Origin of the sequence: Streptomyces sp. RKAG293, from assembly GCF_023701745.1 — a bacterium.
In the GTDB taxonomy this organism is placed as follows: Bacteria; Actinomycetota; Actinomycetes; order Streptomycetales; family Streptomycetaceae; genus Actinacidiphila.
Genome location: NZ_JAJOZB010000001.1, coordinates 817,711 through 840,859 on the forward strand (window position 1 = coordinate 817,711; position 23,149 = coordinate 840,859).

Here is a 23,149-nt window from a genome sequence, read left to right on the forward strand (position 1 = left end):
TCAGTCCTGACGTGGCCGGCGGCGTGCTGGTAGCGGGCATCGGCAATCTCTTTCTCGGCGATGACGGCTTCGGACCGGAGGTGGTGCGCCGGCTGGCCGGACCCGACGGCCTCCCGCCACGGGTCCAGGTGGTCGACTACGGGATCCGCGGTATGCATCTCGCCTATGACCTGCTCAACGGGTACGACGCCCTGGTGCTGGTCGACACCTACCCCGGGGGCGGGCCTGCCGGGGAGGTGACGGTGCTGGAGATCACCGCTGAGCACCTCGGTACGGGTGAATTCGACGCGCATGGCATGAATCCGGTGTCAGTTCTGGCAAATCTGGATCAATTGGGCGGTACTCTTCCCGTCACCTACCTCGTGGGCTGTACTCCCGCCGGAATCGAAGAGGGCATCGGGCTCAGTGAGGCCGTCTGCGCCGCGGTACCCGACGCGATCGAGGCGGTGCACCGGCTGATCCGTCGTCTGCTGCCGCCCGAGCCCACCGAGACCGTTCCGTCCGCCGTTCCCCGGAGGTCCTGATCATGTGCCTTGGCATTCCCGGTCAAGTGGTGGAGATCGTGGACGGGTTCGCCGGGCAGCTCGCACTGGTCGACGTGGAGGGCGCGCAGCGGCGGATCAACATCGGCATGCTCGACGAGGCACCCGGCCCCGGCGACTGGGTCCTGCTGCACATGGGCTTCGCGATGGAGATCATCGACCAGGAGAAGGCCCGCGAGGCCCTCTCGGGTCTGGAGATGATGGGTCAGGCCCGCACCCGCCGGGCCCGGCGCCGGTTCGAGGTGCACGGTGTCGTCCAGGGGGTGGGGTTCAGGCCCTTCGTCTACGTCACCGCCTCGGAACTGGCCCTCGCAGGCTCGGTGGCGAACACCAGCGCGGGTGTGGTCGTCGAGGTCGAGGGTGACGCGGAGGCGGTGGCGGAATTCGGGCGGCGGCTGCGCACCGACGCCCCTCCGCTCGCCATCGTGGAGAGCGTGCGGGATTCCGAGCAGCCGACGCGTGGCGGTACGGAGTTCACCATCGAGGACTCCAGCGACGGCGGCCGCGCCCGCACGCTCGTCTCCCCCGATGTCGCCACCTGCGAGGACTGCCTCACCGAGATGGGTGACCCGGAGAACCGCCGGTACCGTCATCCGTTCATCACGTGCACCCACTGCGGCCCCCGTTTCACGATCGTCACCGGTACCCCGTACGACCGGGCCGCCACGACCATGGCGGCGTTCGACATGTGCGACGACTGCCGGGCGGAGTACGACGATCCGGCGGACCGCCGGTTCCACGCCCAGCCGATCGCCTGTCATGCCTGCGGACCCCGGCTGGAACTGATCCGCAAGGACGGCGGGCACCCGGAGCACGGTGCGGACGCCCTGCGAGCCGCACGGGAACTGCTCTCCGACGGCAGGATCCTCGCGATCAAGGGACTCGGCGGGTACCACCTCGCGTGCGACGCCCGCAACGACGCGGCCGTGGCCGAGCTGCGACGCCGTAAGCAACGCGGCGGCAAGCCGTTCGCGGTCATGGTCTCCGGCCCCGAGGTCGCCGAACAGCTGGTGACCATGACCGGGGAGGAGTGGGAGCTGCTCTCCGGCATCCGTAAGCCGATCGTGCTCCTGCCCCGGCTCCGGGCGGAGCCGGCGGCCGGGGTCTCCGACGCCGTGGCGCCGGGCAACCCCGACCTCGGACTGCTGCTCCCCTACACCCCGTTGCACGTTCTGCTCTTCGGGATCGGGGACGATCGGCCGGGCCCGGACGCGCTGGTGATGACCTCCGCGAATCTGTCCGGCGAGCCCATCGTCACCGACGACGCCGAATCCCTCACCACCCTGGCTCCGCTGGTCGACGGCTGGCTGCGGCACGACCGGCCCATCCATGTCCCGTGCGACGACTCGGTCAGCCGGTTCGTCGCGGGTGCGGAGCTCCCGATCCGCAGATCCCGCGGTTACGCGCCGCTCCCCCTCGCCCTGCCGTTCGACGTACCGCCGACACTCGCGGTCGGCGCGGACCTGAAGAACACCTGCGCGCTCGGGGAAGGCCGCTACGCCTGGGTCAGTCAGCACATCGGCGACATGGACGACCTGTCCACCGTCGAAGCACTGACCAGGACCGAGAGCCACCTCGAACGCCTCACCGGCGTCGACCCCCGTCAGCTGGTGGCCGACCGGCATCCCGACTACCGGTCCGGCGACTGGGCCCGTACCCACGCGCACGACAGGCCGGTGCGAACGGTGCAGCACCACCACGCGCACATCGCGTCCGTGATGGGCGAGCACGGGCTCGGCGCCGGCGAGAGCGTGATCGGCGTCGCCTTCGACGGCACCGGCTACGGAACCGACGGCGCGGTCTGGGGCGGCGAGGTACTGATCGCCGACTACAAGTCGTTCCGCAGGGCGGCACACCTCGGCTACGTTCCGCTGGCGGGCGGCGACGCCAGTGTGCTGCGCCCCTACCGGATGGCGCTCGCCCACCTGCGCGCCGCCGGGGTCGCCTGGGAGGACGACCTGCCGGCCGTCGCCGCCTGCCCATCCAGAGAACGCGACGTCCTGGCACACCAGTTGGAGAGCGGCTTCGGCTGTGTGCCCACCTCGAGCATGGGCCGGCTCTTCGACGCCCTCGCCTCGCTGACCGGGGTCCGGCAGCAGGTGGAGTACGAGGCCGAAGCGGCCATCGCGCTGGAAGGCCTGGCCCGCGCCGCATCGGCGGATTGCGACGGGACGGAGAGCCGCTACGCCTTCGCCGTCCGCTCCGCGAACGGCGCACATCCCGCCGTCGCCGACCCGGGGCCGGTGATCCGCGCGGTGGTGCACGACGTACGCGCCGGGACTTCCGCGGAACGTATCGCCGCCCGCTTCCACACGTCCGTCGCCGTACTCATCGTCGACCTCGCGGAGATCTGCCGTGCGCAGAGCGGCCTGGAGGTGGTGGCCCTCGGTGGCGGCGTCTTCCAGAACGCCGTGCTGCTGGAGGAGACGCAGCGCATGCTGACCGGCCGGGGGTTCACCGTCCTGCGGCCCCGGCTGCTCCCACCGAACGACGGTGGCATCGCCCTCGGCCAGCTGCTGATCGCCGCTTCGGGCTGACCCCCGGGGCTCGGACGGATCCACCGGGCTCCACCCGGATACCCAGGGATTTCGGGATTCACAGAGAAGAGGGACCATGTGTCTGGCAGTTCCGGGGCGTGTCCTCAGTACCGCCGAAGTCGACGGCACCTTGATGGCCCAGGTCGATTTCGGCGGGGTGCAGAAAGAGGTGTGCCTGCAGTACATCCCCGACGTGACGATCGGTGAGTACGTCGTCGTGCATGTCGGGTTCGCCATCCAGCGCCTCGACGAGCGGTCGGCCCAGAACACCCTGGCCGACTTCGAGCGGCTCGGAATCCTGGCGGAGGAGTTCGGCGACGGCTTCGAACTCGCGGCCAAGCACAAGGAAGCCCCGGAAGGAGCCGGCAGATGAAGTATCTCGACGAGTTCAGCGACCCTGACCTGGCGAAGAAGCTCCTGGACCAGATCCATGCCGCCACCACCCGGCAGTGGGCCATGATGGAGGTCTGCGGCGGCCAGACCCATTCGATCATCCGGCACGGTATCGACCAACTACTCCCCGACGGCGTCGAGTTGATCCACGGCCCGGGTTGCCCCGTCTGTGTGACGCCGCTGGAGATCATCGACCGGGCGCTGGCCATCGCGGCCCGCCCGGGAGTCATCTTCTGCTCCTTCGGCGACATGCTGCGCGTGCCGGGCAGCAGCCAGGACCTGTTCGCCGTCAAGAGCGCCGGCGGGGACGTCCGAGTGGTGTACTCGCCGCTGGACGCACTGAAACTGGCCCGGGAGAACCCGGACCGGGAGGTCGTCTTCTTCGGGATCGGCTTCGAGACGACCGCGCCGGCCAACGCGATGACCGTGTACCAGGCCAAGCGCCTGGGGGTGCGGAACTTCTCGCTGCTGGTCTCCCATGTCCTGGTGCCGCCGGCCATCGGGGCCATCATGGAGTCCTCCACCTGCCGGGTGCAGGCCTTCCTCGCCGCAGGGCATGTGTGCAGCGTGATGGGCACCTCCGAGTACCCGCCGCTGGCGGAGAAGTACCAGGTCCCCATCGTGGTCACCGGCTTCGAGCCGCTGGACATCCTCGAAGGCATCCGCCGGACGGTCATCCAGCTCGAAGCGGGCCGCCACGAACTGGAGAACGCCTACCCCCGCGCGGTACGCGACGAGGGCAACGTCCCCGCCATGGAGATGCTGCGCGATGTGTTCGAGGTGACCGACCGGACGTGGCGGGGCATCGGGATGATCCCGCGGAGCGGCTGGAAACTGTCCGCGGAATACCGCGAGTTCGATGCCGAGCTCCGGTTCGACGTGACCGGCATCCATACGGCCGAGTCGGCGCTGTGCAGGGCGGGCGAGGTCCTTCAGGGGCTGATCAAGCCGCATGAGTGCGCGGCGTTCGGCAAGGAGTGCACCCCGCGCAACCCGCTGGGCGCGACGATGGTGTCCTCCGAGGGCGCCTGTGCCGCGTACTACACCTACCGCCGACTGGAACTGGTCGATGCCAAGTGACTGATGCGATGCACCGTGTGGGCGACCTCGATTTCGAGAGCTGGGTCTGCCCCGTCCCGCTGCGGGACACTCCGACCATCGTGATGGGGCACGGAGGCGGCGGGGTGATGTCCGGGGAACTGATCGAGCATCTGTTCCTGCCCGCGTACGGCGCGGCCGCGGCGGCGGAACTGGGCGACTCGGCCGTCCTGTCCATCGGCGGCACCCGGCTCGCCTTCTCCACCGACTCGTTCGTGGTGAAGCCGATGTTCTTCCCCGGCGGGTCGATCGGCGACCTGGCCGTGAACGGAACCGTCAACGACCTGGCGATGTCGGGCGCGACGCCGCTGTTCCTCTCCACCGCCTTCATCCTCCAGGAGGGCACCGAACTGAGCGAACTCGGCCGGATCGCCGAGGCGATGGGCACGGCCGCGCAGGCCGCGGGCGTCCGTCTGGTCACCGGGGACACCAAGGTCGTCGACAGCGCCAGCGGTGACGGCGTCTACATCAACACCGCGGGCATCGGGGTGATCGCCGACGGGGTCGACATCGACCCGCGTCGCGCGCGGCCCGGCGACGCCGTGCTCATCAGCGGCGACATCGGGGTGCACGGCGTGGCGGTGATGAGCTGCCGCGAGGGTCTGGAGTTCGGCACCACCGTGGAGAGCGACACCGCCGCCCTGCACGGCCTGGTCGCCGCCATGATCGCCACGCGTGCGGATCTGCATGTCCTGCGCGACCCGACCCGCGGCGGGGTCGCGGCCTCGCTGAACGAGATCGCCCGTGCGTCGGCGGTCGGCATCGACCTCGTGGAACGGGATCTGCCCGTTCCGCAGACGGTGCGGGACGCCTGCAGTCTCCTCGGGCTCGATCCGCTCCAGGTGGCGAACGAGGGCAAGCTGCTCGCCATCGTGCCCGCCGAGTCGGCGGATCAGGTGCTGGAGGCGCTGCGGGCGCACCCGCTGGGCCGGTCGGCGCGCCGGATCGGCACCTGCGGAGCGGATCACCCCGGGATGGTGGTCGCCAGGACCGGGCTGGGCGGTACCCGGGTGATCGGCCTTCCCATCGGCGAACAGCTCCCGAGGATCTGCTGAATGAGCGCTCGGGGCGCGCTCCTGTTCGCGCGATACGCCTACCCGCCCAACGAACTCGGCTACTGCGGTCCTGCCGACGCGTCCGCCCTGCTCGACTCCGGCGCGACCGCCGGAATCGAGCGGCGGGCGCGGCAGTTCGAGGGCGCCTGGTGCTACCTCGAGTTCCTCGCGGAAGCGGCCGGAATCCCCGATCCGCTCGACGAGCGGGTGGTCGAGGCCTACTGGATCGGCAACGACCTGCTGGAACAGGCCGATTCCGCGGCATTGGTGGACCGCATGCTGGACCGGTTCCGTGGCCAGATCGGCGGCACCTGGCGCGAAGCCGCACACCGTGCTCTCGCCCATCACAGCTTCCAGGTCTTCGACGTCTACCCGTGGGCGCACCTGCTCCGCACGGGCAACAACCCGACCGCTCTGACCGTCCTCGACCAATGCCGCATCCGCACCGGTGTCGTCCTGGACGTCCACGGTGAGTCGGCGACCGTCACCTCCAGCCCGCTGAGCTGGAGCGGGACCACGCTCGGGACCGGACCGCAGCGGCAGGAGGTGGTGCGCTGGTCGACCGGCGGCAGGACACTGCTCGACGGGCTCTCCCCCGGCGACCGCGTCGCCCTGCACTGGGACTGGGTGTGCGACGTGCTCACCGAGGACCAGGTCGCACGCGTCGAGTCCCTGGAGGCCCGACAGCGCGACACGCACAGCAGCATGGCTCGGTGAGGGTGGAACCGGGCGGGTGACGGGGCCATGTGGCGCCGTCGTTCGGGTGACCTTGCGGGCGCGCGTCGGTCGTGGGCGGCGGCCGGCGCGCAAGGATCTCCGGTCAGGGTCCTCACCTTCCCTCCCACGGGATCCGCTGGAGGTCGCCATGAACATCCTGCTGCTCGCCGGTGCGTTCAACAGCCTGACGCAGCGCGTGTACGTCGAGCTGTCGGACCGGGGCCACACCGTTGCGGTGGAACACTCCTGCGAGGAGGGGGCGCTGCGCGACGCGCTGGAACGGCACCGGCCGGCGCTGATCGTGGCACCGATGCTCAAGGAGGCGATCCCGGAGCAGGTGTGGTCCGCGCACACCTGCCTGATCGTGCACCCGGGCCCGCTGGGCGACCGCGGGCCGTCCTCGCTCGACTGGGCCGTGCAGGAAGGCGTCGGCCAGTGGGGCGTGACCGTTCTGCGCGCCAACGCCGAGATGGACGCCGGGGACGTATGGGCCTCGGTGTCCTGTTCGCTTCCCCAGGTGGGCAAGAGCGATCTGTACCGCAATGAGGTCTCCGACGCGGCGCTCGAAGCCGTGCTGCTGGCCGTGGAACGCTTCGCCTCGGGCACCTTCGTCCCCCGCTCGCAGAGCGACCCGGACGAGGGGATCACCGTCACCGCCCGGCCCTACCTGCGCCAGGAGACACGGCGTATCGACTGGGCCGCGGACAGCACCGGGACGGTGGCCCGCAAGCTGCGCTCCGCCGACTCGCAGCCAGGTGTCCTGGATGATCTCCTCGGCGCTCAGTGGTTCCTGCACGGCGGCCACCCCGAGGACGCCCTGACAGGCGCCCCCGGCGACGTACTGGCCACCCGCGCGGGCGCGATCTGCCGCGCGACCCGTGACGGCGCCGTATGGATCCCGCGGCTGCGGCCACGTCGTGTCCCGGGGCAGCCGCCGACGTTCTCGCTGCCCGCGACAACCGCTCTGGGGGAACGGCTGCCGCCGGTGCCGGACCTGCCCTTCCCCCTCGACGGCACACCCGACGGCCGCCGCACCTGGACCGACATCCACTACCGCGAGCACGGGGACACCGGCTTCCTCGGATTCTCGTTCCCCGGCGGCGCGATGAGCACGACCCACTGCCGACGTCTGCTGGCCGCCTACCGCTACGCGTGCACGCGGCCGACGTCGGTGCTGGTCCTGGGTGGCGGCCGGGACTTCTTCTCCAACGGCATCCACCTCAACGTCATCGAGGCCGCGCCCGATCCGGCCGCGGAGTCCTGGGCCAACATCAACGCGATCGACGACGTGGTGCAGGCGATCCTGACCACCACGGACCGTTATGTGATCTCCGCGCTGGGCGGCAACGCCGCGGCGGGCGGGGTGATGCTGGCCCTGGCCGCGGACGAGGTCTGGTGCAGGACCGGCGTCGTACTCAACCCGCACTACCGGCGGATGGGACTGTACGGCTCGGAGTACTGGACGTACTCCCTGCCGCGCCGGGTCGGCGCCTCGGTCGCCGAGCAGCTCACCGAGCGGGCGCTGCCGGTGAGCGCCGCGACCGGGCAGCGCCTCGGGCTGGTGGACCGGCTGTTCGACACCGGCCCGCGGGAATTCGCCGGGCAGGTCGGCGGATTCGCCGTGCGGCTGGCCGCCATGCCCTCGACCATGACCCGCATCGCGGCGAAGAAGGCGGAGCGCGACGCCGCGGAGGCCGCCAAGCCGCTGGCCGCGTACCGCGAGGAGGAACTCAGCCGGATGCGGCAGATCTTCGACGACCCGGGCCGGCCGTACCACGCTCTCCGACGGGCCTTCGTCCACAAGGTGTAACGCCGCCTACACCCCGCCCTGGTGGAAGGCGTCCAGGACGGCCAGTTCGTCCTCGGACAGGCGCAGTGCTCCGGCGGCCACGTTCTCCTCGGCGTGGTCCGGGTTTCCGGTGCCGGGGATGGCCAGCACCTGCGGACCGCGGTGCAGCGTCCACGCGAGCCGGACCTGCGCCGTGCTCGCCCCGTGGGCGCGCGCCACGGCGAGCACCGCCTCGCCGTCGGCGCCGCCGGCGCCGGCGCCGGCCTCGCGCCCGGCTCCGGCGATCGCGTAGAACGGCACGAACGCGACACCCTGCTCACCGCAGAGCCGGACGAACTCGTCCTGGTCGGGCCGTACCCCGAGGCCGTACAGGTTCTGTACGCACACCACCGGCGCGATGGCCCGGGCCTCGGCGAGGTGTTCCGGGCGCACGTTGGACAGGCCCAGATGGCGGATGAGCCCGGCGTCGCGCAGCCGGGCCAGTGCGCCGAAGCGCTCGGCGATCGAATCCGTGCCGACGATCCGCAGGTTCACCACGTCGAGGTGGTCGCGGCCGAGCTGGCGCAGGTTCTCCTCGACCTGGCCGCGGAGTTGCTCAGGCGTGGCGTGGGGCTGCCACGCACCCGACGCGTCCCGGCTCGGCCCGACCTTGGTGGTGATGACGAGGTCGTCCGGATAGGGCGCCAGTGCCTGGTTGATCAGCTCGTTGGCGGAGCGCAGCGGCGAGAAGTAGAACGCGGCGGTGTCGATGTGGTTCACCCCGAGCTCAACGGCGCGCCGCAGCACGCCGATCGCGCGGCCGCGATCGCTGGGGGCGGCACCGGCCTCGAAGGCCGCGCCGTTCTGCGTCAGCCGCATCGCGCCGAAGCCGATCCGGTTGACGGTGAGGTCGCCGAGCACCCAGGTGCGCTGGTCCGTTGGGGGTGTCATGGTCGTTGCGGTCATCGTCTGTGAGGTCATGCCGGGATGATGGCCGCCCTGTAGGCTACGGGCCATTGATTAAGGTATGTCTGAATCATGGGAGTGGCCGTGCTGGCGGAGCTGGCGTTTTCCGCGAGCGATCTGGCACAGATGCGCTTCTCCATCTCCCCGATGTGGGAGGCCGGAACGAGCTTCCGGCTGCTGAGTTCCGGCTCCGCCCATCCGGTGCACCAGCCCTGGATCGAGCAGGTCCGGCCCCGGGTCGCGGCCGCCGGCCTGGACCGGGGCTGGCTCGCCGAGCTGATCCCGCCCACGGGTTACGTTCCCGACTTCCTCAACCCGGCGCCCATCGGACCGGCCCCCACGCTGGCGGAGGAGCTGGCCGGCGTCCTGGCCACACCGGTCGACCGGGTACGCCGGGAACTCGACCGCATCCAGGAGGACCAGGGTTCCCCCGGCCCGCGCCTGCGGGCCCTGTACGCCGAACCGCAGGCCCGCATGGTCCGGGTCGCGGAAGAGATCGAGACCTATTGGGAAGTGGCGATCGCGCCCTACTGGGCGCGGATCCGGGCCGTGCTCGACGCTGATGTGTTCTACCGGGCCCGGCAGGTCGCGGAACACGGCGTGGGCCGCCTCTTCAACGATCTGCACACGTCGGTGAGCTGGGACGAGAACGCGCTACGGCTGGCCCGCCGGCAGCGGACGCTGTCCCGGCAGACCGCAGGGGCGGGACTGCTGCTGATTCCGTCGGCCTTCACCGGCCCGGGCCTGCTCACCCGGGTCACACTGCCGGAGCCGCCACAACTGGCCTATCCGGCGCGCGGCATCGGCGCGTTGTGGGAGTCCCGGCCCATTCCGCGGACCGACGCCCTCGCGGCCGTGCTCGGCCGCTCGCGGACCCTGCTGCTGACCGAACTGGAGACTCCGGCCTCCACGACGGACCTGGCCCGCCGTACGGGGCTCACCGCACCGGCAGCGTCCCAGCACCTGACCGCCCTGCGCGATGCGGGCCTGGTCAGCGCCCACCGGGCCGGCCGCTCGGTGCTCTACGCCCGCACGTCCGTGGCCGACGCCGTCCTCGCCGCCGCACCGTAGAGCCGGACCTGCCCGCTACGCCGACCGGCTCTCCTGAGCCACTCGCGCCCTGCTCCGCTCCTGGCCGGTGCCGTTCGAGGTCAGCCTGTGCGCGGTCAGCCAGCGGGCGATCGCCCGGCCGATCGCGTCGGGCTGGTCCTCGGGGGCATGGTGCCCGGCCGGGCCGCAGTGCTCGACCTCCAGGGCGGCGATGTTCTCCCGGCTCCAGGCGATCATGTCCTCGCCGATCAGCAGGGTGGGTGAGGAGTCGAAGGTCAGCAGCAGCTTGGGGACGTCGGCGCTGGCGGCGAGCCAGGTGTCGTAGTCGGTGATGCGGGCGACGACGTCGGCCGGTTCGCCGTCGATCGGCATCATGCGCGGCCAGGCCAGCAGGGGGCGGCGGCTGCGCGGGGTCGGGTAGGGGGCGCGATAGGGCTGGACTTCGGCCTCGCTGAGCGGGGTCAGGACGCCGCCCTTGAAGGCGGTCTCGATGAAGACGTTCTCCTCGAGCACCAGCTGCTCACCGACCCCGGGGGTGCGGAACGCCTCGAACCGGGAGCGGGCGGGCGGCGGCATCTCCTCGGAGGACAGCGGCTTGAGCATGGTCTCCAGCAGGACGATGCCGCGCACCCGCTCCGGGTGACGGGCGGCCCAGTCCAGGGCCAGGGCGCCGCCCCAGTCATGGCCGACCAGGACGACCTCGCGCAGCTCCAGTGCCTCGAACCAGGCGTCCAGGTAGTGGGCCTGGTCGGCGAAGCTGTAATCGATGTCGGGCTTGCCCGAGGCGCCCATGCCGATCAGGTCCGGCGCCAGCGCACGGGCCTGTCCTGCGATGTGCGGGGTGACGTTGCGCCACAGGTGCGAGGAGGTCGGGTTGCCGTGCAGGAACACCACGGGCAGGCCGCCTTCGCCGCTCTCGGCGTAGGTGATGTGGGAATCGATGACGCTGACGGTGACCATGGGACGACGGTATACCGTTAGTGTCACTAACGTAAAGGGGAGGAGAAGTGATCCGGACGGCGCGGGCGCCGGTGACCGGCCGCGAGGAGCGGCGCGGGCACCGGCGCCCGGGAAGTGCGGCCGGACGGCCTCGTCAGTGCGCGAACTGGAACCAGTTCAGATTGACCAGGTCACCGGAGCCGCTGGTGGTGAACGTGACGTAGACGGCGTGCACCCCCGTCGCCGACCCGGTCAGGGCGGTCGTTCTGCCGGCCCAGTTCTGCCACCCGCCCGTACTGCCGACCGGCACGCTCGCGACCACCGGACCCGTCGTACTGTCGAGCCGGTACTGCACCGTGCCCGTGACTCCCGCGCCCGAGGCCAACCGTGTGGTGACCGAGGCCGCGCCGGTCGCGCCGAAGTCGAGACTGCCGTAGTTGATCCAGTCGCCGGCCGCGATGTAACCCACATCGGTACCGCCACCGGTGTCGGTGCAGGCCTCGTTCTGCGTACCCGACTGGGATGCGAAAGCCTCCGCCTGCGTCAGCTGGTAGGCGCTGGGCGCCGGAACGGCACCGTAGGTGAGACCGAAGCCGTACGGGAACAGCGCGGGCTTGCCGTCGCCGTCGTTGATCGGCTGCTGACTCGCGGACTGCATCCAGGTGTCGGGCAGTTTGCCGGTGGGCGCGTAGTCGCCGAACAGCACATCCGAGACGCCGTTGCCCTCGGTCCCCGGCAGCCATGCCTCGACGAGCGCGTTCCAGTTCGGCAGCTGGCCGGCGAGATCCATCGGCCGTCCCGAGACGATCACGACGACGACCGGAACTCCCGTCGCCCGCAGTTTGGCGATGGTGTTCAGATCGGCGGTGCTCAGGCCCATGCCACTCGGGCGGTCACCGGCTCCCTCGGCGTACGGGGTCTCGCCGACGACGGCGATCGCGACCTTGTACGAGCTGTCGATGCCGGTCCCGGCCTGGTTGTAGGTGACGGTGCTGCCGGTGCCCGCCTGGGCACGGATGCCCTGCAGGATCGTCGTGCCCGTCGTCGTCGCACCGCTTGCGCCCTGCCATGAGATCGTCCAGCCGCCGCTCTGGTTGCCGATGTTGTCGGCGTTCGAGCCGGCCACGAAGATCTTGTTGTTCGTCTTCGCCAGGGGCAGCACGTTGCCGGAGTTCTTCAGCAGCACCTGGGACTCGCGGACGGCCTGGCGGGCGGTGGCCCGGTGCGCCGCGTTGCCGACGGTCGAGGTGTAGCCGCGGTCGGTCAGCGGGTGCTCGAACAGACCCAGCTCGAACTTCTTGGTCAGGATGCGGCGGTTCGCGTCGTCGATTCTCGACATGGGCACGCGCCCGGCCTGCACCTCACCGCGCAGCATGCTGATGAACGACTTCCAGGCGGTGGGCACCATGACCATGTCGATCCCGGCGTTGACCGCCTGAGCGACCTCGGCCGCGGTGAACCCGGCCTGGCCGTCGATCTGGTCGATACCGTTCCAGTCCGACACGACGAATCCGGAGAAGCCCAGTTCGCCCTTGAGCAACGTCGTGATCAGGTACTGGTTGCCGTGGTCCTTGACCCCGTTCCAGCTGTTGTACGAGATCATGACCGAGCCGACGCCCTTCTGCACCGCGGCCTGGAACGGCGGCAGGTGGATCGCCCGCAGCTCGGCCTCGCTGATCTGGGTGTTGCCCTGGTCGGTGCCGTTGGTCGTGCCGCCGTCGCCGATGAAGTGCTTCGCCGTGGCGAGCACAGACGCCGCGCCGCCGAGCGTGCCGCCCTGCAGACCGGTGATGTACGTGCTCATGGACGTGGCGATCTCCGGCTTCTCGCCGAACGATTCGTAGGTGCGGCCCCACCGGTCGTTACGCGCCACGCAGAGGCAGGGCGAGAAGTCCCAGTCGATGCCGGTGCCCGAGACCTCCTCGGCCGTCGCCCGGCCGATCTGCTGCACCAGCGCCGGGTCGCGGGTGGCGCCCAGTCCGATGTTGTGCGGGAAGACCGTGGCGCCGGCCACGTTGTTGTGGCCGTGCACCGCGTCCACGCCGTAGATCAGCGGGATGCCGAGGCGGCTGGCCACCGACGCGTTCTGGAAACCGTCGTACATGTCGGCCCAGCTCGTCGCGTTGTTCGGGGACGGGGCCGAGCCGCCGCCGGACAGCAGCGAGCCGAGCGCGAAGTCGGTGATGTCGGCGTTGCTGACGCTCGCCCGCTCGGCCTGGGTCATCTGGCCGATCTTCTCGTCCAGCGTCATCGTCGCCAGCAGTCTGCTGACGCGCGTCGCGACGGGCAGCGAGGGGTCCGGATAGGGCTCGTGCGCCGAGGCGCCCTGCGGAACGGCGAGGATGGTGGCCACCAGCGCGAACGTGACCGCCACCGGAACCCGGTGGCGCAGCGCCGACATCATCCTGGATCTGCGTAACCCGCCCGTTGCATACGTCAATTCGGGTCTTCCTCCACTATTGCCGTTCACCCTACGGATCGTGGTTCAGCCGGCCGTAAGCCGCCCGCAACAGAATTGCGTCTGCGGGGAAGGCGGTCAATGGTTCAGACCTTGAAGTTGGGAGCGGAATCAAGCCATTCGACGGGGTCAGGAGCCACCGGATGCGACCCGCGGTCGCGCCTCAGGGTCACCGGGCCGCTCCGGCGTCTACGCTACGGTCGGCGGATCCACGTACAGCGCGGTGCACGGCGGAAAGAGGGCTGCGATGCCGGTCGGCAGATCCGACGGTCTGGGCAGGGCGCTGGAGGCGGCCGAGGCCGCGCCGCCGGTGGAGTCCGTCGACGTCATCGCCGCCGCACTGCGGGAGCAGCTCGGTGCCCGTTCGGTCTCGTTCCTGATCACCGACTTCACGGGCAGTTCGGTGGTGCGGCTCGGGTCCGTGGACAGCATCGACGTCGACCGTCCCGCCGACCCGATCGCCGTGCCGGGCACCGTGTACGAAGAGGTGATCAGGACTCAGCGCCCCGATGTGGAGCAGCTGGGCGACGGAAACTGGACCCGGGTGATCGCGCCGGTGACCAACCGGGGGGACGCCATCGGCCTCCTGGAGCTGTACCTCCCCGGCCACCCGGACTCCGCGGTCATACGGGAGATCAGTCAGAGCGCGCACGCCCTCGCCTACATCGTCATCGCGAACCGTCCGTTCACCGACCTTTACCAGTGGGGCCGGCGCACCACCCCGCTGAGCCTGGCCGCCGAGATCCAGCACCGGCTCCTTCCCGCGTCACTGGCGTGCGAGGCAGCGCAGTTCTCGGTGGCCGGCGCCCTGGAACCGGCCGAGTTCGTCGGCGGGGACACCTTCGACTACGTCATGGACCGCGACTACGTGCAGCTGTCGGTCACCGACGCGATGGGCCACGACGTGCAGGCGGCGCTGCTGGCCACCCTCCTGGTCGGCGCCCTGCGCCGGGCCCGCCGGCAGGGCGCGGACCTGGCCGAGCAGGCGCGACAGGCCGACCGGGCCGTGATCGACCACAGCGGCGGCCGCTATGTCACCGGACAACTGCTGCGCATCAGTCTGCTCGACGGGCGCAACGAGTTCATCAACGCCGGACACCCCTGGCCGCTGCTCCTGCGCAACGGCAAGGTCGAGCAGCTGCAGCCGGCCGTGAACATGCCCTTCGGGTTCCAGAACCCCCACACCTACACCGTGCAGTCCCTGGACATCCGGGCGGGCGACCGGCTGGTGATGCTCACCGACGGGGTGATGGAACGCAGTGCCACCGACATCGACCTCCCCGAGCTCATCGAACGCACCCAGGACCTCCACCCCCGCGAGGCCGCCCGCATCCTGATCGAACATGTCATCAGCGCCCACGACGGGCATCTGGAGGACGACGCGACGGTCATGTGTCTGGACTGGCGCGGCACCGGCGACACCCTGCGCGACGCCGATCACGGCGCCGACCTCGGCGAAGCCTCCCCGGTCGCCGACCCGTCCCGGTAAACCCGCCGCAACTGGGCGAGTGGCCGGGGCGGAAGGCCGCGCGTTACGGGGCCGGCGCTGCGGGCGCCCTATCCGCCGAACCGGGGACCCGGCCGTGCCCCCCGCGTCGCGGCGCGGCCGAACGGGTACGCCTCCCTACCGCATCGCTCCCTGGGGAAAGTCGTGGTCACGGGCCCGGGGACCCACATGACGGACGACAGGTGAGGGACGGACATGGCGAAGGCCTATCTGGTGGGCAGCGGGATCGCATCGCTGTCGGCGGCGGCGTTCTTGATCCGCGAAGGCGGCTTCCGGGGGGCCGACATCGTGATCCTGGAGGAGCAGGACCGCGAAGGCGGCAGCCTGGACGCGGCGGGCTCTCCCGAGACCGGTTACACGATGCGCGGCGGGCGCATGTTCGAGGTGCACTTCGACTGCACCTACAACCTGCTCTCCTCGATCCCGTCCCTCGACGATCCGTCGAAATCGGTCACCGAGGACACCTTCGCCTTCCACGAGGACTTCGCGTGGAACGACCATGCCCGGCTGGTGGATGCCGAGGGGCAGATCATCGACGCGCACTCGATGACGTTCTCGGAGCGTGACCGGCTGGAACTGGTCAAGTGCGTGGGCACCCCGGAGACCCTGCTGGACGGCAAGCGCATCTCGGACTGCTTCCACGAGGAGTTCTTCACCACCAACTTCTGGGCGATGTGGTGCACCACGTTCGCCTTCGAGCCCTGGCACAGCGCGATCGAGTTCCGCCGCTACCTCAACCGCTTCGTCCACCTCTTCAAGACCTTCGACACCATGTCCGGGATCTACCGCACCAAGTTCAACCAGTTCGACTCGATCGTGCGCCCGCTGCTGAAATGGCTCACCGACCAGGGGGTGACCGTGCAGTTGGACACCCGGGTCACCGACCTCGGACTGGCCCCGGGCGACGCCCTCACCGTCGAGACCATCACCTGGGTCCGGGACGGGAAGACCGAGGTGGTCACCCTGGACGCCGGTGACCTGGCGATGGTCACCAACGGCTCGATGACGGCGAACTCGACCCTCGGCTCCACCGACGCGGCCCCGGTCCTGGACACCACCAGCACCAGTGGCTCCTGGCAGCTGTGGGAGACACTCGCGGCCAAGCGCCCGGGGCTGGGCAACCCCTCGGCGTTCGACTCCAGCACCGCGGACTCCACCTGGGAGTCGTTCACCGTCACCACCAAGGATCCCGTCTTCTTCAAGCTGATGGAGGAGTTCAGCGGCAGCGAGGCCGGCAAGGGCGGTCTGATCACGTTCAAGGAATCCAACTGGCTGCTGACCATCGTCCTCAACCACCAGCCGCACTTCCGCGAGCAGCCCGAGGACACCTTCGTGTGGTGGGGTTACGCCCTGTTCCCCGACAAGCAGGGCGACTTCGTCAAGAAGCCGATGTCCCAATGCACCGGCCGGGAGATCCTCGACGAGGTGCTGCGGCACCTGCGCTTCGAGCAGCGCCCGGAGATCCTGGACGGCTCGATCGTGCTCCCCGCGATGATGCCGTACATCACCAGCCAGTTCCTGGTCCGCCAGGCGGGCGACCGCCCCCAGGTCGTCCCCGCGGGGTCGACCAACCTGGCCTTCATCGGCCAGTACGCCGAGGTGCCCGACGACGTCGTCTTCACCGTCGAGTACTCCGTGCGCACCGCCTGGACCGCCGTCGCCGGCCTACTGGGCCTCGACAAGCAGCCGCCGCCCGTCTACAAGGGCGGGCACGACCCCAAGATCCTCGTCGAAGCGCTCGAGACCCTGCACCGGCACTGACGGAAAAGCCATCGGGAGCGTGACCGGTCGTGCAATCCGCACGGCCGGCACGCTGCCTCCGGCCGTCCCTCGCGGCGGTCTTGGGGGCCTACTCGCGTTTCAGGAACTTGTTGAACTGCGACGACGCCGTGGTGGGTACGAAAAGGTTGTGCAGCGAGCGCAACGCCTCCGCCTCGGTCTCACTCACCGGTGCCGGTTTCGGCCCGGACAATCCGGCCCATGGGAAATCCATGAAGCCCCCCTGCTCCCGTGGTCCCGACGACACCTCGCTGCCCACGGTCCAGGCGGCGCGCGGCATCGTCGGAATCATCGACGACCACGGGTTCGGCCGGGATCACACCGCGGGAGCCCACTCGGGGTCGCGGCCGGTGAACGCGAGCAACTTCTGCGCGGCGGTCGCCCCCTCCGGGGCCGGCAGGGCGGGTCCGAACTTGTGGAAGTTGTCGCGGATGAAATCGACGATCAGATCGGCGATCACCTGCAGTCCCTCCGCCAGGTCGGCCGTGAGCGGCAGCTCCTGGCCCGTGGCCCTGGCGATGTCCCAGGCGTGAACGGCGGCATCCAGTGCGGCCGCCCCGGTTCCCTGCCACGCCGGGATCGGGCCGAAGGGTGTCGGTACGTTCTCGGCGTCCCGACCGACCGAGACCCAGGCGGCGGTCGCCGCGGCCAGCACCTCGTCGAGCTGCCCGACCGGGTCGGCGTCGAGCGCGTCCGCCGGCTCGAAGGGGTCGGCCGGCCGGCCCACTTCGGCGATCTGGATGACGAGCGCCTGCTGGTCGAGCCGCGCGTGGTTGAGGACCTGACGAACCGTCCATTCGGCGCAGGGAGTCGGGTTCCCCCAGGCGTCCTCCGGCACCCCGAGCACGGCCGTGCGCAGGTAACTGTGCGCCTCGGCAAGCAGCTTGAATCCGTCGACGGAAGTCACGTCATGCCCCTTCGGATCAGCATTGGGATCTAGGGATCGCACACTAGCCGTGCCGGGCCGACGTGTCAGGAGACCGCGTTCGACCGCCGGACGCGCGCCGACGGCCGGATCCGCCGGATCCGCCGGAGAATCGCGGTTGCCCCCGGTGTCCGTTCGGTGATGAACTGAGCTGATGGATCACGCAGCGGTACTCGCCCTGTTCGACCGGCAGATGCGACGGGACGCGCAGGCGGACGATCCCGCTGCGCGCATCGAACGGACCGGTGACGTGGTGCGACAGGTCGGCGCCGGGAACGACGACTGGAACGGCGTCGTCTGGTCCGATCTCGACGGGACCACGGCGGACGAGGCGATCGCGGCACAGGTCCGGCACTTCGGCGCGCTGGGGCGCGAGTTCGAGTGGAAGCTGTACGGCCATGACCGGCCCGGCGACCTTGCCGGGCGGCTGCTGGCCGCGGGGTTCTCCCCCGAGGCCGAGGAGACCGTGATGGTCGCCCCGATCGACGACCTCTCCACCGTCGTCGAACCACCGGAGGGCGTGCGCTTGTGGCCGGTCACCGGTCCGTCCGGCGTGGATCTCGCGGCGGACGTCCACGAACAGGCCTTCGGCACGAGCGCCGACCGGCTTCGGCACCGCCTGCACTCCCAGCTGGCGGGACGGCCGGAGACCTTCAGCATGGTCCTCGCGATGGCCGGCGACCTGCCGGTGTCCGCCGCGCGGATGGAACTGCTCCCGGGCACCGACTTCGCCGGCCTCTGGGGCGGGGGCACCGTGGCCGCCTGGCGGGGCCGGGGCATCTACCGGGCGCTGGTCGCCCACCGAGCCGCCATCGCCGCCGAACTCGGCTATCGATATCTGCAGGTCGACGCCTCCGACCAGAGCCGCCCGATCCTGCGGAACCTCGGGTTCAGCGCGCTGACCACCACGACGCCGTACGTGTACCAGCCCTAGCGGCCACCGCATCGCGGGCCTGAACCGGACTACGGGAGGCCGACGCTACGGGAGGTCGACGGACTCCCCCAGCGGGATGCGCGCATAGTCGGTCCCGCCCTTCGTGGCCATCCACCAGTCGAAGCTCTCCAGACCGATGGCACTCAGATGGGCTTCGTGGATGGGGAACGCGCGCGCCGGCCCCACCGCCCGTACGAACTCGACGGCCTCGGCGAGCTTCACCCACGGGCCGGAAATCGGAACCAGCAGGGTGTCGACCGCTTCTGCCGGGACGAACATCGAGTCCCCCGGATGGTAGAGGCCGTCGACGATGAACCCGATGTTGGTGCAGCCGGGCAGACCGTCGACGATCTCGGTGTGCTCACCGCCGACGGCGCGCACGCTGAATCCGGCCGCGGTGAAGGTGTCCCCGACGGCGACACCGGTCACGCCCGCCCCGAGGCTCGCGGCCAGGGCGGCGTGGGTGTGGACGGTCAGCTCAGGGTTGCTCTCACGGGCCGCAGTGAGCTTGTCGACGTCGATGTGGTCCTCGTGCTCGTGGGTGATGAGCACGGCCGTGGCGCCGGCCAGTGCCTCCCCCTCGGACAAGGTGCCCGGGTCGATCACGAGCACTCGGTCACCGATTTCGAGGCGCACACAGGCGTGGCCGTATTTCGTCAGACGCATCCGATCAACTTACTGGCAGGTGTGGCACAAGATCCACGGACTTCCGGACGCCCGAGGTGCGCATCGCCCGGCGAAGGCGCAGCCTGGATGCATGGACCCGGGCGCGCGGCTCGTGACGCCGTCGGTCATCGTGTGGGATGTCCACCATGCCGACAGGCCGTTCCGCCGTGTCTGGATCAACAAGGTGAACGTCGGCAAGGCGTACTCCGTCGCGGACGTCGTCGAGTTCGCCCGGCGCGCGGGTTTCGACGACCTGGACACCGCGGACGCGTCACAGGTGAGCTGGCGCGGGGGCGGCTCGGAGGAGTGGGGCTAGAGCCTGCTGTCCGGCCCTGACGCTGCGTCGGGGGCGGGCATAGGGGGTGGACCTCGGGGGCAGGCCTCGGGGCGGGCCTCGGGGCATTCGGACCAATGTCCGATTTTCGTCCGTGTCCTTCCTGCACGTACCCCGACCGGGTGTTCCTCGGCAGACGGCCCACAGACCCGACCCGCGTGCACCGGCTCCGCGGAGGGTCAGAACGCGCCGTGCAGGGTTTTCGATGTTCCTCTTCAGAGGTGACCGGCGGATCCCGCCGGCTCGCTTCCCGCGTGCCGGCTTCCGCCAGGCGTGCGGGGCCCGCTGCTCCCTGACTGGGAAGAAGCCAAGCCCTCATGAAGATCTGCCGCATCTCCCTCGCGTCGTTCGCCGTCGGCACGTTCATCGCCGGAAGCGCCCTGCTGGCCGTGGCACCTGCCGGCGCAGCCACACTCACCGCAGGCACGGCATCGGCGAACCATGCCCCGGCGGTGCTCGCCGACCCGGCGGCCTGCGCCGCGTCCACCACCGCGGCCGCCGCGTCGAGCGCCAACGCCTCGGCCGCCGCGAAGGCCGCCGAAACGGATGCCGCCGCAGCGGCCGCCGCTGTCAAGGAGCTCGCCGCCGCGGTCGCGGCCGGGGCGCCTGCCACCGCTCTCACCACAGCGGCCGGCACGGCGACCGCCGCCGCGACGGCCGCGGTGACGTCCACCACCGCCGGAGTCGCCGCCGCCGAAACCGCGGCCACCGCGACCGCAGCCGCCGTCACGGCCTGCGCCGCCGCCTGACGCTCTGCCGCATCAGGTAGGCGAACCGACTCGGTCGCAGTCGCGAACGCACGGCTGCGACCGACACGGTGGGACCATCTCAGCCGGTCATGCCGGAAGCGCGTGCGCGACGGAACGTGCGACGCGGAACCCGACGTCGTCGACCTGGAAGGTCGGGTGGCTGCGGCGGCGCGCGGAGGCGCGGCAGCTCCAGTGCTCGTCGAACCAGCCCCCGCCGCGGAGGACGCGGTACGTGCCGTAGACCTCGGCGTCGTAGACGTCCCAGCACCAGTCCCAGACATTGCCGAGCATGTCGTAGAGGCCCCACGGGTTGGGCTGTTTACCGCCGACGTCATGGACTCGCTCGTCCGAGTTGCCGCGGTACCAGGCGATCTCGTCGAACGGGCCGTAACGGGGTCCGTCCGTACCCGCGCGGCAGGCGTGTTCCCACTCGGCCTCGGTCGGCAGCCGGTACCCGTCGGCGGACGTGTCCCAGTCGATGCCCTCACCGTCGGCGTGAAGGTGGTAGGAGGGTGTGAAACCGTCGCGCTGGGAGAGGGCGTTGCAGAACCGGACCGCGTCCCACCAGGAGACGCTCTCGACGGGCAGCCGGTCGCCCTGAGCGGTGCTCGGGCTTCGGTCGGTGATCTCCGCGTACAGCGCCTGGGTGACCGGAAACGCCGCCAGCTCGTACGGCGCGACCTCCACCGACCAACTGCGCTGTGTCCGCCGGTCCGACAGCGTCACCCGCCCTGACGGGATGGCGACCAACTCTGTTCCTGTACTCGGGTCCATGGGGACGTGAGCTTACCGGGACCTCTCTCCCGCCGATCGGCCGGCACCGTCTGCTGCTACGGCACCGGCTGTGGCTGCGGGCCGACCTGATCACCGCCCTCCGTTCAGGTCGAAGAGCGGGACGCCACCGCATGCCGTCTGGCGCACCGACCCATGGTCGCCCTTATGGTGAGCCGTCATATGCGTGTGACCAGAAGGGAACTGATGGTGCGTAGGACCCGGATCATCCGATACGCCGCCGTGTCCGTGGCAGCGCTGCTGCTCGGCGGCGGGCTCGCCCCGACGGCATCCGCCATGGGCCGCCCGGCACGGTCGAACCCGGCCGCCGTCCAGCTCGACGCGTACTGGAGCCCGGCCCGGATGGCGGAGGCACTGCGCGGCGAACCGGGCAACGGCCCCGGGACCGGCTCGTCCATCCGTAGCGCCTCCCCCACCGTGGACGGGCCCCGGCCGGGTGAGTACATTCCGCCGAGCCGCAGCTTCGACGGCATTCCCCAGGCAGGCACCTTCTTCTGGACCGACGCCACCGGTACCGGGCGCACCTGCAGCGGATCCGTGGTGCGCGGTCCCGGCCGCGACCTGGTGCTCAGCGCCGGGCACTGTCTGAAGGGCTACTCCGGGACCTCCCCCAAGCGCAACCTCGCCTTCGTGCCGCAGTACCACGACGGGCTCAAACCGTTCGGTGTCTTCCCCGTCGCGAGCGACGGCGTCTACGTCTCGCAGCAGTACTACGACCTGGGCGAGCACGCGGGAGCCGCCTACGACTTCGGCTTCGCGGTCACCGAGCCCAATCAGGACGGAACGCGACTGCAGGACGCGGTCGGTGGGGTGCGACTGCTCACCGTGAGCGGGTACCACCACGCCCCGGTTCGGATGATCGGGTATCCGGCGGGTGCGACGAAGCCGCTGGAGTGCTGGAGCTGGACCACCAAGTGGGTGAGCGACGACCCGGCCGATCCGGGCACCTTCCCACGCATCGCGTGCGACGCGTTCGTGGGCGGGACCAGCGGCGGGCCGATGCTGGTGCCGTGGCCGGGCGGCTGGGCGGTGATCGGGGTCATCGGCGGCTACCACACCGGCGGCAACACCCCCAAGGTGTCCTACAGCGCCTACTTCGGCGCCGCCACCCAGGATCTCTACCACGCGGCGATCACCGGCGCCCCGCCCGCCGGCCCGGCTTCCTGAGGACTCAGCGCTTCAGCGCCGGGAGATGACGGCACAGGGCCTCCGGGAAGGCCGGGTTCATCCGCAGAACGCCCGCGCATCCGGCCGCGCCGGAGGTGCCCAAGGCGTGCCATCCGTCGGGCGTCGCCCGGAAGAACCACCGCGTGGTCAGCGCACTCTCCTTGCAGCCCGAGGACGCGTCGCCGCAGGCGGGCCCCATCCGGGTGGAGAGTTCGAGGATGAGCCAGTGGCCGTCGCAGCCGAGGTCGTCCCAGTAGGTGTGCTGCGGGGTGTCGGCGACGAGCATCGCCTGCTGGTACGAGGCGCTCGTGCAGCCGGTGGGTGCCGGATCGCAGCCGAGCTTGCCGCACTTGCGGAGGGCCGGGCGGGTCGCGCCGGACAGGGTGAAGACGTCGGAGCTGTTGACCATGACCGGGTGCCCGACGACGGACACCGGCAGACGAACGGTCGTCAGCGCCCGCTCATCGTGCGTACATCCCGAGCTCCGGTCCATGCTGCGGGATTCGAAGGTCACCTTCACATAGATGACGCCGTTCTCCACGGTGTCGACGGCGGCCTGGAGGCCGCGTGTGCAGTTCGTCCCGGCCGGCACCTGGACATCCAACTGGAGGGTGCGGTCGTCGGCAGCGACGCTCAGCCCGTTCACGGCGATGGGGGCCGCCAGCGTCCAGGGGACGGCGGATTCCGCGGCGGAAGGACTTCGTGTGCCGGTCGCGCCGGAACCGGCATCGGCGTGCAGCGTGCCGCAGCCGCTCAGCAACCAGCACATCACT

22 protein-coding genes are annotated in these 23,149 nt (G+C 70.4%); 14 read left to right on the forward strand and 8 right to left on the reverse strand.

All coding sequences use genetic code 11. The features are described 5' to 3' along the window. The first annotated feature begins 11 nt into the window (after positions 1-11). The 7 genes from LNW72_RS03545 to LNW72_RS03575 all read left to right on the forward strand — a co-directional run bounded on the left by LNW72_RS03545 (position 12) and on the right by LNW72_RS03575 (position 8,152). On the forward strand, positions 12-524 hold the full coding sequence (locus tag LNW72_RS03545) for a hydrogenase maturation protease (RefSeq protein ID WP_250973978.1): 513 nt from the start codon (positions 12-14) through the stop codon (positions 522-524). Positions 525-526: 2 nt separating this feature from the next. Then, on the forward strand, positions 527-3,079 hold the full coding sequence (gene hypF, locus LNW72_RS03550) for a carbamoyltransferase HypF (RefSeq protein ID WP_250973979.1): 2,553 nt from the start codon (positions 527-529) through the stop codon (positions 3,077-3,079). A gap of 76 nt (positions 3,080-3,155) precedes the next feature. Then, positions 3,156-3,452, forward strand: coding sequence for a HypC/HybG/HupF family hydrogenase formation chaperone (locus LNW72_RS03555; RefSeq protein WP_250973980.1), 297 nt, complete (start codon positions 3,156-3,158; stop codon positions 3,450-3,452). Continuing rightward, on the forward strand, positions 3,449-4,552 hold the full coding sequence (hypD, locus tag LNW72_RS03560) for a hydrogenase formation protein HypD (RefSeq protein WP_250973981.1): 1,104 nt from the start codon (positions 3,449-3,451) through the stop codon (positions 4,550-4,552). Before LNW72_RS03555 ends, hypD begins: the two co-directional genes overlap by 4 nt. An 8-nt stretch (positions 4,553-4,560) precedes the next feature. After that, positions 4,561-5,625 carry a hydrogenase expression/formation protein HypE gene (gene hypE / locus LNW72_RS03565; protein ID WP_374117128.1) on the forward strand — a complete coding sequence of 355 codons (1,065 nt, stop codon included), beginning with the start codon at positions 4,561-4,563 and terminating at the stop codon, positions 5,623-5,625. Continuing rightward, on the forward strand, positions 5,626-6,342 hold the full coding sequence (locus LNW72_RS03570) for a DUF6390 family protein (RefSeq protein ID WP_250973982.1): 717 nt from the start codon (positions 5,626-5,628) through the stop codon (positions 6,340-6,342). Positions 6,343-6,490: 148 nt separating this feature from the next. Then, complete coding sequence (locus tag LNW72_RS03575) at positions 6,491-8,152, forward strand: hydrogenase maturation protein (protein WP_250973983.1); 1,662 nt, start codon at positions 6,491-6,493, stop codon at positions 8,150-8,152. Positions 8,153-8,158: 6 nt separating this feature from the next. On the opposite strand, the gene LNW72_RS03580 is transcribed toward LNW72_RS03575, so the two are convergent. Next, a complete protein-coding gene (locus LNW72_RS03580; protein WP_250973984.1) occupies positions 8,159-9,091 on the reverse strand; it encodes an aldo/keto reductase in 933 nt (310 codons plus the stop codon). Positions 9,092-9,148: 57 nt separating this feature from the next. Here LNW72_RS03580 and LNW72_RS03585 point away from each other — a divergent pair, with 57 nt between their 5' ends. Beyond that, positions 9,149-10,147 (forward strand): DUF5937 family protein, encoded by a 999-nt coding sequence (locus LNW72_RS03585; RefSeq protein ID WP_250973985.1) that lies wholly within the window; start codon positions 9,149-9,151, stop codon positions 10,145-10,147. Positions 10,148-10,162: 15 nt separating this feature from the next. On the opposite strand, the gene LNW72_RS03590 is transcribed toward LNW72_RS03585, so the two are convergent. Both LNW72_RS03590 and LNW72_RS03595 read right to left on the reverse strand, forming a co-directional pair. Continuing rightward, on the reverse strand, positions 10,163-11,086 hold the full coding sequence (locus LNW72_RS03590) for a haloalkane dehalogenase (protein ID WP_250973986.1): 924 nt from the start codon (positions 11,084-11,086) through the stop codon (positions 10,163-10,165). A gap of 133 nt (positions 11,087-11,219) precedes the next feature. Next, complete coding sequence (locus LNW72_RS03595) at positions 11,220-13,469, reverse strand: glycoside hydrolase family 3 N-terminal domain-containing protein (protein ID WP_250973987.1); 2,250 nt, start codon at positions 13,467-13,469, stop codon at positions 11,220-11,222. Positions 13,470-13,770: 301 nt separating this feature from the next. On the opposite strand from LNW72_RS03595, the gene LNW72_RS03600 reads away from it, so the two are divergent. Both LNW72_RS03600 and LNW72_RS03605 read left to right on the forward strand, forming a co-directional pair. Further along, a complete protein-coding gene (locus LNW72_RS03600; RefSeq protein WP_250973988.1) occupies positions 13,771-15,012 on the forward strand; it encodes a GAF domain-containing SpoIIE family protein phosphatase in 1,242 nt (413 codons plus the stop codon). 213 nt (positions 15,013-15,225) lie between these two features. Further along, positions 15,226-16,791 (forward strand): oleate hydratase, encoded by a 1,566-nt coding sequence (locus tag LNW72_RS03605; protein WP_250973989.1) that lies wholly within the window; start codon positions 15,226-15,228, stop codon positions 16,789-16,791. A gap of 88 nt (positions 16,792-16,879) precedes the next feature. On the opposite strand, the gene LNW72_RS03610 is transcribed toward LNW72_RS03605, so the two are convergent. Together LNW72_RS03610 and LNW72_RS03615 are read right to left on the reverse strand one after the other, a co-directional pair. Then, positions 16,880-17,089 carry a hypothetical protein gene (locus tag LNW72_RS03610; protein WP_250973990.1) on the reverse strand — a complete coding sequence of 70 codons (210 nt, stop codon included), beginning with the start codon at positions 17,087-17,089 and terminating at the stop codon, positions 16,880-16,882. A gap of 36 nt (positions 17,090-17,125) precedes the next feature. After that, the gene (locus tag LNW72_RS03615) at positions 17,126-17,716 is read right to left on the reverse strand and encodes a TIGR03086 family metal-binding protein (RefSeq protein WP_250973991.1); all 591 of its coding nucleotides are present in this window, start codon (positions 17,714-17,716) and stop codon (positions 17,126-17,128) included. Positions 17,717-17,888: 172 nt separating this feature from the next. On the opposite strand from LNW72_RS03615, the gene LNW72_RS03620 reads away from it, so the two are divergent. Continuing rightward, positions 17,889-18,668, forward strand: coding sequence for a GNAT family N-acetyltransferase (locus LNW72_RS03620; RefSeq protein WP_250973992.1), 780 nt, complete (start codon positions 17,889-17,891; stop codon positions 18,666-18,668). A 45-nt stretch (positions 18,669-18,713) separates the two neighbouring features. Here LNW72_RS03620 and LNW72_RS03625 read toward each other — a convergent pair whose 3' ends face one another. After that, positions 18,714-19,334, reverse strand: a complete 621-nt coding sequence (locus tag LNW72_RS03625; protein ID WP_250973993.1) for an MBL fold metallo-hydrolase — start codon at positions 19,332-19,334, stop codon at positions 18,714-18,716. A 91-nt stretch (positions 19,335-19,425) separates the two neighbouring features. Between LNW72_RS03625 and LNW72_RS03630 the strand changes: the two genes are divergently transcribed. Both LNW72_RS03630 and LNW72_RS03635 read left to right on the forward strand, forming a co-directional pair. Then, positions 19,426-19,650, forward strand: a complete 225-nt coding sequence (locus LNW72_RS03630) for a hypothetical protein (protein ID WP_250973994.1) — start codon at positions 19,426-19,428, stop codon at positions 19,648-19,650. A 335-nt stretch (positions 19,651-19,985) separates the two neighbouring features. Continuing rightward, positions 19,986-20,417 carry a hypothetical protein gene (locus LNW72_RS03635; RefSeq protein WP_250973995.1) on the forward strand — a complete coding sequence of 144 codons (432 nt, stop codon included), beginning with the start codon at positions 19,986-19,988 and terminating at the stop codon, positions 20,415-20,417. An 87-nt stretch (positions 20,418-20,504) separates the two neighbouring features. On the opposite strand, the gene LNW72_RS03640 is transcribed toward LNW72_RS03635, so the two are convergent. After that, entirely contained in the window at positions 20,505-21,191 is a 687-nt protein-coding gene (locus tag LNW72_RS03640) for a formylglycine-generating enzyme family protein (protein WP_250973996.1), read from the reverse strand. A 204-nt stretch (positions 21,192-21,395) separates the two neighbouring features. Here LNW72_RS03640 and LNW72_RS03645 point away from each other — a divergent pair, with 204 nt between their 5' ends. Further along, the gene (locus LNW72_RS03645; protein WP_250973997.1) at positions 21,396-22,376 is read left to right on the forward strand and encodes a hypothetical protein; all 981 of its coding nucleotides are present in this window, start codon (positions 21,396-21,398) and stop codon (positions 22,374-22,376) included. Between the two features lie 4 nt (positions 22,377-22,380). Here LNW72_RS03645 and LNW72_RS03650 read toward each other — a convergent pair whose 3' ends face one another. Beyond that, entirely contained in the window at positions 22,381-23,145 is a 765-nt protein-coding gene (locus LNW72_RS03650) for a hypothetical protein (protein ID WP_250973998.1), read from the reverse strand. Between the last annotated feature and the right edge of the window lie 4 nt (positions 23,146-23,149).

Coding starts and splice junctions, on each gene's coding strand:
- LNW72_RS03580 (WP_250973984.1), bottom strand. CDS start 9,091: ATGACCTCACAGACGATGACCGCAACGACCATGACACCCCCAACGGAC.
- LNW72_RS03590 (WP_250973986.1), bottom strand. CDS start 11,086: ATGGTCACCGTCAGCGTCATCGATTCCCACATCACCTACGCCGAGAGC.
- LNW72_RS03575 (WP_250973983.1), top strand. CDS start 6,491: ATGAACATCCTGCTGCTCGCCGGTGCGTTCAACAGCCTGACGCAGCGC.
- LNW72_RS03635 (WP_250973995.1), top strand. CDS start 19,986: ATGAAGATCTGCCGCATCTCCCTCGCGTCGTTCGCCGTCGGCACGTTC.
- LNW72_RS03620 (WP_250973992.1), top strand. CDS start 17,889: ATGGATCACGCAGCGGTACTCGCCCTGTTCGACCGGCAGATGCGACGG.
- LNW72_RS03630 (WP_250973994.1), top strand. CDS start 19,426: ATGGACCCGGGCGCGCGGCTCGTGACGCCGTCGGTCATCGTGTGGGAT.
- LNW72_RS03595 (WP_250973987.1), bottom strand. CDS start 13,469: ATGATGTCGGCGCTGCGCCACCGGGTTCCGGTGGCGGTCACGTTCGCG.
- LNW72_RS03645 (WP_250973997.1), top strand. CDS start 21,396: ATGGTGCGTAGGACCCGGATCATCCGATACGCCGCCGTGTCCGTGGCA.
- hypE (WP_374117128.1), top strand. CDS start 4,561: ATGCACCGTGTGGGCGACCTCGATTTCGAGAGCTGGGTCTGCCCCGTC.
- LNW72_RS03555 (WP_250973980.1), top strand. CDS start 3,156: ATGTGTCTGGCAGTTCCGGGGCGTGTCCTCAGTACCGCCGAAGTCGAC.
- LNW72_RS03605 (WP_250973989.1), top strand. CDS start 15,226: ATGGCGAAGGCCTATCTGGTGGGCAGCGGGATCGCATCGCTGTCGGCG.
- LNW72_RS03585 (WP_250973985.1), top strand. CDS start 9,149: ATGGGAGTGGCCGTGCTGGCGGAGCTGGCGTTTTCCGCGAGCGATCTG.
- LNW72_RS03625 (WP_250973993.1), bottom strand. CDS start 19,334: ATGCGTCTGACGAAATACGGCCACGCCTGTGTGCGCCTCGAAATCGGT.
- LNW72_RS03650 (WP_250973998.1), bottom strand. CDS start 23,145: ATGTGCTGGTTGCTGAGCGGCTGCGGCACGCTGCACGCCGATGCCGGT.
- LNW72_RS03570 (WP_250973982.1), top strand. CDS start 5,626: ATGAGCGCTCGGGGCGCGCTCCTGTTCGCGCGATACGCCTACCCGCCC.
- LNW72_RS03640 (WP_250973996.1), bottom strand. CDS start 21,191: ATGGACCCGAGTACAGGAACAGAGTTGGTCGCCATCCCGTCAGGGCGG.
- hypF (WP_250973979.1), top strand. CDS start 527: ATGTGCCTTGGCATTCCCGGTCAAGTGGTGGAGATCGTGGACGGGTTC.
- hypD (WP_250973981.1), top strand. CDS start 3,449: ATGAAGTATCTCGACGAGTTCAGCGACCCTGACCTGGCGAAGAAGCTC.
- LNW72_RS03600 (WP_250973988.1), top strand. CDS start 13,771: ATGCCGGTCGGCAGATCCGACGGTCTGGGCAGGGCGCTGGAGGCGGCC.
- LNW72_RS03610 (WP_250973990.1), bottom strand. CDS start 17,089: ATGCCGCGCGCCGCCTGGACCGTGGGCAGCGAGGTGTCGTCGGGACCA.